We start from the raw sequence: 12151 nt of genomic DNA, 5'->3' as shown, positions 1-12151 counted from the left end.
AGAAGAGGTCTCACGTGTCCAACACACTTTCAGGGAAGGTCGCGGTCATCCTGGGTGGAACCGGAGGGATCGGCGCTGCTGCAGGCCGCCGTCTTGGGCAAGCTGGCGCCCGCGTCGTAGTGGTCGGCCAGAATGACCTCGCCCGAGCGCAGCGTGTGGCCGACGATCTGCCAGGCGAGGGCCACAGTGCGGCGCTTGCATCCATTACCGCGAGCGAGAGTCTGAACGCGCTGGCCGGGCAGGTTCGCGACCGGTATGGCCGCGCGGATATTCTCGTGAACACGGCGGGCTTCACCCAGCCCGTCAAGCATGCTGACCTGAATGCGCTCACCGACGAATTGATCGATGAGATTCTGAAGGTCAACTGGCGCGGGCAATTCGCGGCCATCCGCGCGTTCCGCGAATTGCTCGATGCGTCGGGGGACGGTCTCGTCGTCAACGTTTCCTCGATTTCCGGCACGACGGGCAATGGCAGCAACATTGCCTACTGCGCGGCCAAAGCCGGGCTTGATGTGATGGCGGCGTCGCTTGGCCGTGCACTGGCACCTCGCATTCGCGTCCTGAACGTGTCCCCGGGGGTGGTCGACACGTCGTTCGTTCCCGGCCGTGGCGATGACTTCAACGACAAGGTCGCTGCCACCACGCCGCTTGGCCGCATCGGAACGCCGGACGATATCGCGGCGGCCATCGAGGCCTGCGCCACTCATCTGACATTCAGCACCGGGGTGACCATCGTCGTCGACGGTGGCCGTCGCCTGAACTAGTTGCAGCGAGGCTCAATATGCATTCCCGCAAGACCATCATCACCTGTGCTGTCACAGGCAATATCACCAAACTGGAGCAACATCCGGGGTTGCCGATCACACCCGAGCAGATCGCGACCGCCTCGCTCGAGGCTGCATACGCCGGCGCGGCCGCCGTTCACATTCACGTGCGTGATCCCGAGACCGGGCGACCCTCGATGGATGTGGCGCTTTACCGGGAAGTCATCGAGCGCATCCGCGCGGTGAATGTCGACCTCATCATCAATCTCACAACAGGCCCGGGCGGCCGTTTTATCCCGAGCGACGACGACCCCAGAGTCGCGGCGCCAGGCACCACGTTGCTGCCGCCGGAAAGGCGCGTCGAGCATATTCTCGACCTCAGGCCGGACATCTGTAGTCTCGACCTGAACACGATGAACTCCGGCGGCGACGTTGTCATCAATACACCTAAGAATGTCACACGCATGGCCAACATCATCCGCGAGGCGGGTGTCAAGCCCGAGCTTGAGATTTTCGACTCCGGTGACTTGCACCTCGCGTTGGACCTGATCAAGGAAGGCGTTCTTGACGGACCGGGGCTCTGGACCCTGGTGATGGGCGTCAAATACGGCTTCTCGGCTAGTCCGGAAACGCTTCTCTACGCGCGTAACCTGCTACCTCGTCACGCCGTCTGGTCGGCTTTCGGTGTCGGCCGTTTCGAATTCCCGATCGTTGCCCAGTCATGGTTGGCGGGCGGCCATGTCCGGGTCGGACTTGAAGACAACATTTACATCGCCAAAGGCGTGCTCGCCGAAAGCAATGCGGCGCTGGTCACGCGTGCGCGCGACATCGTGCATTCGCTGGGCGGCGAACTGGCGACCAGCCAGGAGGCGCGCGAGGTTCTGGGGCTGAAACGATGAACGCGCTTCACGATGCGTCGGTATTCGGTGCGCCAGAGGTGGATCCGAGCGTCTACATCGGCCATGGCACGACGCTTGTCGGCGACGTGACCATCGGCCGTCAGTCGTCCATTTGGTACAACTGCGTGCTGCGCGGCGACGTCCAGAAAATTGTGATCGGCATGCGCACGAATATCCAGGACGGCACGGTCATCCACGGCACGACCAACGGTTTGCCCGTCATCATCGGGGACGACGTGACCGTTGGCCATGGTGCGATTTTGCACGCCTGCACCATAGAAGACACGGGGTTTGTCGGGTTCGGTGCGCGCGTACTCGATGAGGCCGTCGTCAGGTCAGGCGGCATGCTGGCCGCAGGGGCGGTCCTCACACCTCGCAAGGTAGTGGGTGCGGGTGAGTTGTGGGCGGGAAACCCGGCGCGTCTGTTGCGCACGCTGAATGACGAAGAATTCGAGGGAATGGCAGCGTCAGCTGTCCGCTACGTGGCACTCGCCGAGCGTTATAGAACCGCTCGACCTGTCATCTTGACCTTTTAGGAAACAAAAATGAAAACAGTTCGTGTATTGGAAAAGAGCGCCGATATCGACTCGCTCGATCTGCACATTGGCGCGCAAGATGCGCCGGACGTCGACTTTGCCGAGTGTCTTGTACGCGTGGTGAGCGCCGCGGTGAACCCGAGCGACGTGAAGGCTGTCTTGGGCTTCATGCCGCATGCGGTGTGGCCGCGCACTCCGGGCCGGGATTACGCCGGTATTGTTGTCGAAGGGCCGCAGGAAATGCTCGGCAAGGAAGTGTGGGGCAGCGGCGGCGAGCTGGGTATACGGCGCGACGGCACGCATGCAGGCTATCTCGCTGTGCCCGCTGCCAGTGTGCGCGCCAAGCCGGAAAATCTGACCATGGAGGAGGCGGGCGCGATCGGGGTCCCCTTCGTTACCGCCTTCGAAGGACTGCAACGAGCGGGCGGGGTGGAACAAGGCGACGTCGTTCTCGTGCTGGGGGCGAACGGGAAAGTGGGTCAGGCAGCGATACAGCTTGCGACCAAGGCTGGGGCGAAGGTGTTGGGTGTCGAACGCACGAATGCGCCGTACATCGGCCATGCGAATGCCGACGTCACCATGATCGACGCCTCGTCGCAAAACCTCGACGAGGTGGTTCGTCAATTGACAGACGGCCATGGCGCGGACATCGTGTACAACACGGTTGGCAGTCCATACTTCGAAACGGCCAACAAGGCCATGGCGGTACGAGGGACGCAGATTTTCATCTCTACCATCGAACGTCCGGTGCCATTTGATATCTTTACGTTCTATCGGGGGCAGCACACCTATGTCGGTATCGACACGCTCGCACTCGACAGCACCGAAGGTGCGCTCATTCTCGATGCCTTGCTACCGGCTTTCGAACGAGGCACGTTAAAGCCGTTTCCCATCGTCGAGAATTTTGTCTTCGATCTCTCCGACGCGGCGCTCGCGTATCAAGCCGTTTTCCGCGGCGCGGCTAACCGGGTTCTGCTTAAGCCATGAACGTAACCCGCTTTGACAAGGCGCCCGAATATTTTCCGCCCAACCACTTTTCGATGCGGTGCGTCCGGCTTCAAGGCCATGAAGCCGGACCGGCAGAGTCGATGTGGCTAGGCGTTTCGACGATCGAGCCGAGTGGCTACACCACATCGGATGCGTCGCCCGTCGAAAAGCATTATGTGGTGCTGGAAGGTGAAGTCACCGTCGTGACCGATGAAGGCGAGGTTGTTCTCGCGGCATTTGATTCGTGCCGCATTGCGCCGGGAGAACGGCGGGCATTGCACAACCGTTCCCGCAGCCCGGCGAAGATTCTGCTTGCGATGCCATTTCTGCGGCCTGAGCACTACTGATGAACCGGCTGGCAGTGGTAACCGTTGGCGTACTTTCTACGGCGACCCGCAGAGGTGGCCCGTGATTCACTCCACCTGTGTTTCGACGGATATACGGCTTGGCGCCGGTGAGCAGCGGCATGCCGAAACAGCCGCTGCCGAGTGTTTTCTCTATGTGCGGCAAGGCGGCGTGTGGATCACGGCGGGGCGACGCGCATACTGTGTGACACAAGGCAACGGCATCTGGCTTGCGCCGTCCGTCACACATAGCGTCTCTGCGGTGTACGAAGCTGATATTTGCGCGCTTCGAATCGATGCGGGCCTGAGCACCGATTTCGTACCGGCGGTGCGCGTTCTAAACTGCTCCGACGTATTGATCGCGATCTTCTCGGCGACGCAACGATCGATTATCGAGCGCTCATATGCCGCGGTTGTGGCCCTGTTAGCCGACGAGTTGCGTGCGGAGCCTGAAATTGCCGGGCATTTTGCTGTCCACATGCCGTCATCGGGAAGCCGCGTCGCGGCGCTATGCGAGGAGCTGCTCATGCATCCGACCAGGGATATGGCGCTCGAGGAAGCGGCAAGCCGGGCCGGAGTCAGCTGCCGTACCTTGAGCCGGATCTTTACCAGGGAACTGGGCGCCAGCGTCGGCCGATGGCGCCGGGAGGTGCAGGTAGGTGCGGCGATGTGCGCACTTGTGCACGGGATTTCCGTGGCTGAGACAGCCCGTGTTCTTGGATTTACATCGAGCGCGTTTTCGACGTTCTTCAAATCACGGATCGGCAATGCGCCGCGCGAATGGCTCGCGCTTCAGCGCATCAGGCCGCCTGAGCGAAGCGCTTCAGGTTGAACCTCAGCGCTTCTGTGCTCACTCCGGAAAAGCGGGCGCGGTTTTCGGTGCTCTTGCTCGTAGCGGCGCGTTGCGTGGCATGGCGGTCGAACCGCGAACCATCAGTTCGGGAGGGAGTGTAATGCGGTGTGGGGCCGTGCCGGGTGTCGCGATCATCCCGAGCAGCAGTCTTGCGGCCTGGCGGCCCATTTCGCGGTGTTGGATGCGCAGCGTGGTTAATGGTGGATGGAGCATGTCGAGAAGCGGCATGTCGTTGTGACCGATGAGCGACATATCCTTCGGACACACCAGACGTTGTTCCGCAAACACTTCATAGCATCCCAGCGCGATCAGGTCATTGGCGGCAATGATCGCAGTCACGCTTCTGTGCTCTTTCAGCAGTTGGTCGCAGGCCACACGGCCCGCTTCACGCGTGAACTCGGCGGCCTCGAGGATAACGGTCCCGGTCAAGCGATGCTGCTGTGTCGCCATCTGGAAGCCCTGGATTCGGGAGAGCCCGGTTGCGAGGCGCTCAGGGCCGGCGAGATGTGCAATTCGCTTGTGCCCCAGCTTCACCAGGTGATCGACCGCAAGCTTCATGGAGAGGAAGTCGTCGTTGATCACTTCCGGCACCTGTCCGCCTTCCTCCGCTCGATTCACCAGCACGAGGGGTATGCCATCGAGAATGCAACGCCGTACTAGCGGGTCGTGACGAGCCGCGGTTGCGAGGACCAGGCCGTCGACCTGGCGCTCAAGCATCTGCTCGAGCATGCGTTCTTGGTCTTTCAACGTGCCAACGGTGTTGGCGATGAGGACGCCATAGCCTTCGGCTGCGAGTTCTTCTTCAATGCCACAGACAATCGGCGGAAATACCGGGTTCTCGATATCGGGCAGGCACACCCCGACCACCCTTGACTGGCCGCCGCGAAGCGCGGACGCGAGCTTGTTCTGCCGGTAACCCAGCGATTTCGCGGACGCTAACACTCTGCGGACGACTTCGTCCCCAATCAGGTGACGGGTTGCAGGATTGAGGGCGCGCGAGACAGTCGACGCGTTGACAGACGCATGCAGCGCGACTTCGCGAATGGTGACGCGGCTCGTTGCCCGGGATTCTGATGTTTTGGCCATGGAAGTCATTGTATAGGTGCAAAGGGTTGCTCTCAATGTTGCAGGTACAAACCCTATGCGTTGAGCGTCATAAATGAATTGACAAAGACATCTGTCGGGATAGTATATGCATACGTTTGCATAAAATTTGTCAAGATGAAGAAGGGCATAGATGGCAGGCGCGATGCAGCAACAGCTTAATAGTTGGTTTATTTTTAAGCAAACGATTGCATTGATTGTGCGCAAAATTGGAGATGCTTCCCGGGAAGCATTCCTGCAACCGGGCTGGCGTATCGGACTCGGGCACTCGCTTGAGGCCCGCCAAAAAACAGTTAAACGGAGACGACCTTGAAGCTGACGACAGAATTGACGAGCCGACTGGCGAAAAAACGCATTCTCATCACCTGTGCGTTCGCACTGGGTATTGCTACAGGGCCAAACGCATTTGCAACAGGCGAGAGCGTTGCGGCCTTTTACAAGAATCAGGTTGATCCCCATTTCGCACTCGTCCACGCCGGCGTCGACGCGGCAGCAAAGGAACTCGGCGTTTCGGTGACCCATTACGCGCCGACGCGACCTAATGATCTTGGCGAGCAGCTCAGCGAACTCGAAGACGTCAGCGTCAAGAAACCCAGCGTCGTGCTGTTCATGGGCGTGAATCCGCACGGCGTCGTTCCGGAGATCGAGAAGGTCAACGCGATTGGCATCCCGATCATCAACTACAACGATCGGGTCGCAGGTGGAAAATTTGCCTCCGTTGTCGTTGCCGATGACTTCAATCTGGGGCTGGATGTCGGCCGCTATCTGCTGAAGAGCATGGGCGGAAAAGGCAATGTCGTCATCCTTGAAGGTGTGAAGGGTTCCACCACGAGTGACGAGCGGGTACGCGGTTTTCACAAGGCGCTGGAGGAGTTTCCGAATGTCAGGCTCCTCGCATCCCAGCCTGCGAACTATCAGCGTTTGCAGGCGCTTCAAGTCATGGAGAACCTGATTCAGTCGAATCCAAAGATCGACGGTGTTCTCGCGGCGGCGGACGTGATGGCGATGGGGGCCATTGAGGCATTGGAGGCGGCCGGTCAGAAGCAGGTCAAGGTGGTCGGTATCGGAGGCGTGCCGGAGTCGGTCAAAGCCATCAAGGATGGTCGACTGTTGGCGACCGCGGAATTCAACGGCTACAAGATGGGCTGCATTGCCACGATGGCGGCCGTGAGGACGGTGCGCAAGGAGTCCGTTCCGCAGACCATTCTGATCAAGGGCATCGTCATCGACAAGACGAATTACGCGCCATTCGAAGTGCCGGGCGACAAACGGCAGTGTCCGAAATGGGACGAAATCGTTAGTAACTAACGAGGCAGGGGTTCGCGCTGTCGCGGTGCCGGATATCGCCTGAACGATACGCCAGCATCGTCAGTGATTGCTCAAGTCGCAACGTGAAGGCAAACATGGAAACAACGATTCCGACCGGTGGCGTGCCTCTCCTGGAGCTGCGCAAGATCTGCAAGAGCTTCCCCGGCGTGCGAGCCCTGACTGACGTCGACCTTCAGCTGTATGCCGGTGAAGTGCATATGCTTCTCGGCGAGAACGGCGCAGGGAAGTCGTCCTTGATGAAGGTACTGTTCGGTGCGTACAGAGCCGACTCGGGCGAATTCTTTAGCGACGGTCTACCGATAACAATCGAGTCGCCTGCTGATGCCAAACGACTCGGCATTGCGGTGATCTTCCAGGAGTTCTCCCTCGTACCGTATCTGAACATCGCGCAGAACATTTACCTGGGGCGCGAACCACGTAATCGCTTTGGTCTGATCGATCATCGCAAGATGCATCTCGACGCCAGCGCCGCGCTGGAAGAACTTGGGCTTGCCTACGATACTCATGCGTACGCGGCCGACCTCGGCGTCGCACAGCAACAGATGGTGGAGATCGCGAAGGCGCTCTCGCACGATGCCCGCGTGGTGGTCATGGACGAGCCGACGGCGGCGATTTCCGATCGTGAGGCCGAGGCACTGTTCAGTGTCGTCAGGAAACTGCGCACATCCCGTGTCGCGATTGTCTATATCTCCCATCGTATGAAGGAGGTGTTCGACCTGGGCGATCGCGTCACGGTACTGCGCGACGGCCGTCTGGTGCAGTCGATGCTGGCTTCCGCCGCGACACCTGATGAACTGATCGCGTTGATGGTTGGCCGGTCAGTCGGAACGGTGTACAAGCGCCAATATTTCGGCGAGCCAGGCAAGGTCGCGCTCGACGTGCGCCAGCTGACCACCACAACAGGCGTTCGAGGTGTCGATCTGCAGGTCCGGTGCGGCGAGATCGTCGGACTCTCGGGACTTGTCGGCGCAGGGCGCACGGAGGTCGTGCGGGCTGTCTTCGGCGCAGACCCGATTCAAACCGGCCAGGTCACCGTCTTTGGGGAGGCTGTGACCGGCGGTCCTCACAAAGTGGCGGCGATGGGCGTGGGTTTGATTCCTGAGAACCGGAAGCAGGAGGGACTTGCGCTGAAGCGCTCCGTGCACGATAACCTGCTCACTGCCAGCCTGTGGAAACTCTTTCCGAGAGGGTGGTATCAAGCGGAGAAGGCAAGGAATGCGACTAAAGCGCTCATCGATTCACTGCGAATCGCGCCCGGTGACCCCGGTAAGAGCGCCCGCGTTCTGAGCGGTGGCAATCAGCAGAAGATCGTGATTGGCAAATGGCTCAGTGCCGGCTGTCGGCTCTTCATATTCGATGAGCCGACGCGCGGCATTGACATCGGCGCAAAGACGGAAATTTTCAATCTGATCGAGAAACTAATCAAAGACGGTGCCGCCGTTCTGCTCATCAGTTCTGAATTGACGGAGATTGTTCACGTTTGCGATCGCGCCTACGTCATGCGCGAAGGCGTGATCTCGGGTGAATTGCCCAGAGAAAGCTTGAGCGAACAGAACATTCTTCGCCTGGCGATGCACGGGAGTTAAATCATGGAAGCAAGCATTGAAAGAGTCAGTGTGATACCGAAACGACGACCCGTACCGTCGATTGTCGCAGCGAGCGGTGTACTTGCGGTGGCGGCGATGCTCGGTGTGCCCGGGTTTGCATCGAGTGGCAACTTCACGAACATCGGATTGCAGGTCTCGATCCTGCTCATGATTGCCATGCCGATGACGCTTGTCATCCTGAGCGAGGGGCTCGACCTCTCTGTCGGTGCGCTCCTCAGTCTCTGTGCGGTCATTTTCGCTCAGGCTCTGGGGTTGGGGTGGGGCATCGCGCTGGCGTTATGTGCTTCAGTGGCAGTGGGGATGCTGGCAGGCCTCTTCAACGGCGCACTCATTGCGAAGCTGGGGCTTCCTCCCTTTGTTGTCACACTCGGTACGCTCGGCATTGCCCACGGTATCGCGCTAGTGCTGACAGACGGCAATGCGGTTGTCGTCGGGAACCCCAGCGTAGCTCAGCTCTACGCGTGGACCCTTTTCGGCATTCCATTTCCGGTGATTTTTGCACTCCTCGCGTATGCACTCACCCATCTTCTGTTGTATCACACCCGGTTTGGTACCTACGTGTTCGCCATCGGCGGTAATCGGGATGCGCTGCTTCTCGCCGGTATCAAGGCCAAGGCCTTTCACATTGCGATCTATGTCTTCGGTGGCTTGATGGTCGGATTGGCGGCGCTGGTGCTGGTCGGTCGAATGAATTCTGCAGAGCCTGCTTCGGCGATCGGCATGGAATTCGACGCCATTGCGGCCGTGGTCCTGGGTGGCACGTCTTTCGAGCGTGGCGAGGGATGGCTGTTCGGCACCGTCATGGGCGTCTTGACGATCGGTGTCTCGCGCAATGCCTTGAATCTCCTTGGTATTGAGTCTTCTCTTCAGGTTGTTTCAGTCGGGATGCTGGTGCTCCTCGTCGTTGTTATCGATAGTGTGCGCAAGTCCAGAGCCAATGGAGCGAAAGCATGAGTATTCTGAACAACTCCCGCTTTGTATGGTCCCGCGTCAGCCAACTGGATGTGCGTCATCATGTTCGCGAGGAAACGGCCACGCTGATTTATCGCGCAGTACTCATTGTTCTGATTGCGATGGCATTGGCGTTCGCGACTTCTGCGTTCTCCACAACCCCCAATCTGCTCAACGTTCTGCGCCAGGCCAGCTTGATGTTCCTGCTCGCCTCCGGGCTCACGTTGGTGATCCTGTCAGGTGGCTTTGATCTCTCGATCGCGGCCAATCTCACGCTGTCGGCCTGTCTGGCGGCGGGTGTCATGAAGACAGGCGGCTCGCCGATTCTGGCGGCCGCAACCGCGCTTTCATGCAGTACGCTGATCGGCCTGCTCAATGGTCTCGCCGTGACGTTGCTGCGGCTTCCACCGTTTCTTGCCACCTATGGGATGCTTTGGGTCGTTCAGGGGCTCGCGTTCCATTACATGGGCGGTAACGAAATCTACGGCTTTCCGACGGGGTTCAGAACACTGGGCACAGGATTCCTTGGCGGCATACCGTTGCCCGTCTACATGATGGTTTTCGTGCTGGTTGGTGCGACGATCGTCACGGGAGGGCTCAATTTCGGCCGGGAAATCTATGCGATTGGCGCCAATAGCGAGGTTGCGAGGCTCTCAGGCATACCGGTGCGTCGGCGCAAAATTGCTGTTTATACGATAAGTGGCTCGATGTCCGGGATTGCCGCGCTCATCTATCTCGCGCGGGTCAATGCAGCAGATTCGGCCATGGGCGAGCCGCTGCTGCTTCCCGTTATTGCGGCCATATTGATCGGTGGCACGTCCATGTTCGGTGGGGCAGGGAGCTTGCTGGGCACGTTGTCCGGGTGCCTCATTCTCGCGCTCGTGATCGACGGGATGAACCTCCTGAACCTCAACGCAAACTGGCAGCCGTTGATTATTGGCGTCGTTTTGCTCATTGCCGTGCTCGCGGACGTGCTCGGACGGGGCAGAAAAGAGCGGATCGGCTGACTCTGCCGGGCGATAAATGACCTCAGGGTTGTTTGTCGCTCGTTGCGTTGTTCGTCTTGCCTGCTCTTTGGCCTGCTCTTTGCCGCCGTTGTCGCTATGTCCGATTACCGTTAGTTACGAAAACGGACGCTTTGATAAGCGGCGAGACTGCGAGGTCAAGGACTTTAACCCGATGTTCCGTATTATCTGGATAACGACTCGGCCGATACAAACAAAGTTGATAGCCGGGGCGGTCGAGAACGCACCGGGAGAATAGGACGATCAACGATCACGGTGCTCCCGAAATAACTGATACTAGTACGGACTATTAAGCAATGGATTGTTTAATAAATCTCGTCTGATTAATCGAAATGCCAGGGGAAAACGAGAATCAATAAACTCTTTTGCCAGGAAATTTCGCGTAATAAAATGCAATCGATTGCATGAACTTTGCATAGTTTGGCTTGAGGAAGGATTTGGCGTGGTGGCAGGTCGGAAAGCCGGCTAAGGCGACGACCGAGGCAATCTGGTTGTCTTGCAGGTGCGTCGTGTGTTTCTTCTAGCCCATCTTTCCTGCCTGGACGATTCGTACAACGAATATATAAATGCGAGCTGTGAAGTCGGAAGCGGCTGGCGGTGAATCCATTACTTAGAGCGAGTGAGGACGACATGAAACGAAGGACGATTGCCGCAGTCATTGGTGCGGGGCTGTGCAGCGCTGGTTTGAGCTGTGCGAGCTTTGCGCAGAGTAGCATCACGATGGCGGGCAAACTGGATGACGGTATCACGTTCGTCGACAACGATGGCGGTCACCACAATTACAGGGCCGATAGTGGTGTGCTGTTTCCGAATCTGTGGATATTGACGGGCACCGAAGATATGGGCGGTGGTGTCAAGACCGTGTTCAAGTTGTCGACGCTGTTTAACCTGAACAACGGTCAACTCAATCAGCCGAATACCTTATTTGGCCAGCAAGCCTGGGTGGGTCTGCAGACTGACTACGGCACGCTGACAATGGGCAATCAGTTCGATTTCAGCGCGGATTTCTTTGGGCAGTTCAACGTGGGCGCCTCCGGCAGCGGCTACGCGATCCACCAGGGTGACTTTGACCACACCAACAATGACCGCATAAAGAACTCCATAAAGTACACGAGTCCTGTATGGGGAGGTTTCACGTTTGGCGCGATGTACGGGTTTAGCAATACGGCGGGAAGTTTTCATGATGGAAGCGGTTGGAGTGCCGGTTTGCAGTACACAAATGGACCTCTGATTCTCGGGGCAGCGTACACGTATCAAGCCAAGCCCACGTTGGACCCTTACGCGCAAATTGGCGTCCACACGTTCTTCAATGTGCCTGTCGCCACAGTGTCGAACAATACCGCGACGGATTTGATGCCCGAGTTCCAGCTCAGCTCTCTGGGAACGTTCGGGATCGGCGCATCGTACGCGATTGGAGACTTTACTCTCTATGGCGACTTCAGCGACACCGTCCTGAAGTATCAGGCACAGACATCGGTCATGCATGTCTATGAAACCGGTGCGACTTACCAGGTCACGCCTGCCACGCAGCTTGTTTTGGGCTATCAGCACACCGGCTTCGAGGGCCACACGTGGAATCAGGTGACTGCCGCGGCGCTTTATTCGCTGTCGAAACGCACCCAGGTTTATATCTCCTCGGATTACCTGAAGGCGTCATCCGGTGTGGATGCCGTCATCGGCGGGAGTTTCGCGCCCTCGTTGGCAGGTCAGCAGGCTGACGTGCGAATCGGTATGTATCACGCTTTCTAAGCA

At 58.6% G+C, this 12151-nt stretch carries 13 protein-coding genes; 12 read left to right on the top strand and 1 reads right to left on the bottom strand.

Annotated features, from left to right (window positions below; all coding sequences use genetic code 11):
• The first annotated feature begins 14 nt into the window (after positions 1-14).
• The 6 genes from ACUN0E_RS20195 to ACUN0E_RS20170 all read left to right on the top strand — a co-directional run bounded on the left by ACUN0E_RS20195 (position 15) and on the right by ACUN0E_RS20170 (position 4362).
• Positions 15-764 (top strand): SDR family NAD(P)-dependent oxidoreductase, encoded by a 750-nt coding sequence (locus ACUN0E_RS20195; RefSeq protein ID WP_445567759.1) that lies wholly within the window; start codon positions 15-17, stop codon positions 762-764.
• A gap of 17 nt (positions 765-781) precedes the next feature.
• Positions 782-1663 (top strand): 3-keto-5-aminohexanoate cleavage protein, encoded by an 882-nt coding sequence (locus tag ACUN0E_RS20190; protein ID WP_445567758.1) that lies wholly within the window; start codon positions 782-784, stop codon positions 1661-1663.
• On the top strand, positions 1660-2199 hold the full coding sequence (locus tag ACUN0E_RS20185) for a gamma carbonic anhydrase family protein (RefSeq protein ID WP_445567757.1): 540 nt from the start codon (positions 1660-1662) through the stop codon (positions 2197-2199). The genes ACUN0E_RS20190 and ACUN0E_RS20185 overlap by 4 nt, the downstream gene beginning before the upstream one ends.
• Before the next feature lie 9 nt (positions 2200-2208).
• On the top strand, positions 2209-3186 hold the full coding sequence (locus tag ACUN0E_RS20180) for a quinone oxidoreductase family protein (RefSeq protein ID WP_445567756.1): 978 nt from the start codon (positions 2209-2211) through the stop codon (positions 3184-3186).
• A 101-nt stretch (positions 3187-3287) separates the two neighbouring features.
• Positions 3288-3533: a cupin domain-containing protein gene (locus ACUN0E_RS20175; RefSeq protein WP_445567755.1), complete on the top strand. Its 246-nt coding sequence runs from the start codon at positions 3288-3290 to the stop codon at positions 3531-3533.
• 352 nt (positions 3534-3885) lie between these two features.
• Positions 3886-4362, top strand: coding sequence for a helix-turn-helix domain-containing protein (locus ACUN0E_RS20170; RefSeq protein WP_445567754.1), 477 nt, complete (start codon positions 3886-3888; stop codon positions 4360-4362).
• A gap of 18 nt (positions 4363-4380) precedes the next feature.
• On the opposite strand, the gene ACUN0E_RS20165 is transcribed toward ACUN0E_RS20170, so the two are convergent.
• A complete protein-coding gene (locus ACUN0E_RS20165) occupies positions 4381-5469 on the bottom strand; it encodes a LacI family DNA-binding transcriptional regulator (protein ID WP_445567753.1) in 1089 nt (362 codons plus the stop codon).
• 151 nt (positions 5470-5620) lie between these two features.
• On the opposite strand from ACUN0E_RS20165, the gene ACUN0E_RS20160 reads away from it, so the two are divergent.
• The 6 genes from ACUN0E_RS20160 to ACUN0E_RS20135 all read left to right on the top strand — a co-directional run bounded on the left by ACUN0E_RS20160 (position 5621) and on the right by ACUN0E_RS20135 (position 12148).
• Positions 5621-5800 (top strand): hypothetical protein, encoded by a 180-nt coding sequence (locus ACUN0E_RS20160; protein ID WP_445567752.1) that lies wholly within the window; start codon positions 5621-5623, stop codon positions 5798-5800.
• On the top strand, positions 5797-6795 hold the full coding sequence (locus tag ACUN0E_RS20155; protein ID WP_445567751.1) for a sugar ABC transporter substrate-binding protein: 999 nt from the start codon (positions 5797-5799) through the stop codon (positions 6793-6795). Before ACUN0E_RS20160 ends, ACUN0E_RS20155 begins: the two co-directional genes overlap by 4 nt.
• Positions 6796-6890: 95 nt before the next feature.
• On the top strand, positions 6891-8402 hold the full coding sequence (locus ACUN0E_RS20150) for a sugar ABC transporter ATP-binding protein (RefSeq protein WP_445567750.1): 1512 nt from the start codon (positions 6891-6893) through the stop codon (positions 8400-8402).
• A gap of 3 nt (positions 8403-8405) precedes the next feature.
• Positions 8406-9377 carry an ABC transporter permease gene (locus ACUN0E_RS20145; RefSeq protein ID WP_445567749.1) on the top strand — a complete coding sequence of 324 codons (972 nt, stop codon included), beginning with the start codon at positions 8406-8408 and terminating at the stop codon, positions 9375-9377.
• Positions 9374-10381 (top strand): ABC transporter permease, encoded by a 1008-nt coding sequence (locus ACUN0E_RS20140; RefSeq protein WP_445567748.1) that lies wholly within the window; start codon positions 9374-9376, stop codon positions 10379-10381. Before ACUN0E_RS20145 ends, ACUN0E_RS20140 begins: the two co-directional genes overlap by 4 nt.
• Positions 10382-11029: 648 nt before the next feature.
• Positions 11030-12148: a porin gene (locus tag ACUN0E_RS20135; protein ID WP_445570484.1), complete on the top strand. Its 1119-nt coding sequence runs from the start codon at positions 11030-11032 to the stop codon at positions 12146-12148.
• Positions 12149-12151: the final 3 nt, after the last annotated feature.

The organism is Paraburkholderia sp. D1E (assembly GCF_052682275.1).
The sequence above is the reverse complement of the archived record's forward strand: the minus strand, read 5'-3'. Positions and strand labels throughout refer to the sequence as shown.

What these genes read in the sequence shown, in the direction of transcription:
- ACUN0E_RS20190 (WP_445567758.1), top strand. Translation starts at nt 782, where the DNA reads ATGCATTCCCGCAAGACCATCATCACCTGTGCTGTCACAGGCAATATC.
- ACUN0E_RS20185 (WP_445567757.1), top strand. Translation starts at nt 1,660, where the DNA reads ATGAACGCGCTTCACGATGCGTCGGTATTCGGTGCGCCAGAGGTGGAT.
- ACUN0E_RS20180 (WP_445567756.1), top strand. Translation starts at nt 2,209, where the DNA reads ATGAAAACAGTTCGTGTATTGGAAAAGAGCGCCGATATCGACTCGCTC.
- ACUN0E_RS20175 (WP_445567755.1), top strand. Translation starts at nt 3,288, where the DNA reads ATGTGGCTAGGCGTTTCGACGATCGAGCCGAGTGGCTACACCACATCG.
- ACUN0E_RS20165 (WP_445567753.1), bottom strand. Translation starts at nt 5,469, where the DNA reads ATGGCCAAAACATCAGAATCCCGGGCAACGAGCCGCGTCACCATTCGC.
- ACUN0E_RS20160 (WP_445567752.1), top strand. Translation starts at nt 5,621, where the DNA reads ATGGCAGGCGCGATGCAGCAACAGCTTAATAGTTGGTTTATTTTTAAG.
- ACUN0E_RS20150 (WP_445567750.1), top strand. Translation starts at nt 6,891, where the DNA reads ATGGAAACAACGATTCCGACCGGTGGCGTGCCTCTCCTGGAGCTGCGC.
- ACUN0E_RS20145 (WP_445567749.1), top strand. Translation starts at nt 8,406, where the DNA reads ATGGAAGCAAGCATTGAAAGAGTCAGTGTGATACCGAAACGACGACCC.
- ACUN0E_RS20140 (WP_445567748.1), top strand. Translation starts at nt 9,374, where the DNA reads ATGAGTATTCTGAACAACTCCCGCTTTGTATGGTCCCGCGTCAGCCAA.
- ACUN0E_RS20135 (WP_445570484.1), top strand. Translation starts at nt 11,030, where the DNA reads ATGAAACGAAGGACGATTGCCGCAGTCATTGGTGCGGGGCTGTGCAGC.